Annotated in this window: 1 protein-coding gene; it reads right to left on the bottom strand. The window is 55.5% G+C overall.

Going from position 1 to position 742, the window contains the following annotated elements:
- Nucleotides 1-5 precede the first annotated feature (5 nt).
- A protein-coding gene (locus EII26_RS12855; RefSeq protein ID WP_233572761.1) for an IS5 family transposase occupies nucleotides 6-742 on the bottom strand; the annotation gives its coding sequence in 2 pieces (ribosomal slippage) (nucleotides 6-409 and nucleotides 409-742; 738 coding nt annotated over the 2 pieces). This gene is flagged as partial in the annotation.

Genomic DNA, 742 nt, shown 5'->3' with positions numbered 1-742 from the left:
TGTCGTCACAAGATGTTAGCCCAAAGAGCAATGCAGCGAATTTGTACCGCGGCAACAAAGGATGCGGCATTTTTTGCATACCGTGTAGCAATACCCCGCCATCGCTTCAAATGCAAAAACGCATTCTCCACCAAATGCCGAAACTCATAAAGATGCTTCTTGTACTCCCGAACCTCCTTACGGTTCTTCTTCGGTGGGATGACCACTTCCATTCCTGCCGCCTGCGCCGCCTCCACAATCTCGTTCGTGTCGTAGGCTCGGTCCCCAAACAGATTGGCCGCATCAATCCCCTCAATCAACTTACAGGCCTCGCGGCAATCCGCTCGGGTACCCTCTGTAACAAGGATTCGGACCGGCATACCATGCGCATCCACGGCCAGGTGTATCTTGGTGTTGAGCCCCCTTTTGTCCGGCTCATCTCCTGATTGCCTCCCCTCGCCCCCGACGCATGCGGATGCACCTTAATGTGTGTGGCGTCTATCATCAGCCATTCGAAATCCGGATCAACCACAAGCTGTTCCAACAGCTTCTCCCAGATTCCCTTGTCCCGCCAACGGCAGAACCGGCGATGCGTGTTCTTCCAGTCCCCGTAATCGGGAGGCAAATCCCGCCAGGGTGCACCGGTACGCAAAATCCAGAACACCGCGTTGATGAAGAGACGATTGTCCCGGGCTTTCCCGCCCCAGGAACCCTTACGACCCGGAAGAAGAGGTTCCAGCAACCCCCAGACCCTGTCCGAAAT

Source organism: Fretibacterium sp. OH1220_COT-178, assembly GCF_003860125.1.
Taxonomy (GTDB): domain Bacteria; phylum Synergistota; class Synergistia; order Synergistales; family Aminobacteriaceae; genus CAJPSE01.
Note: the sequence above shows the minus strand (reverse complement) of the source record. Positions and strands in the feature narration are given on the sequence as shown.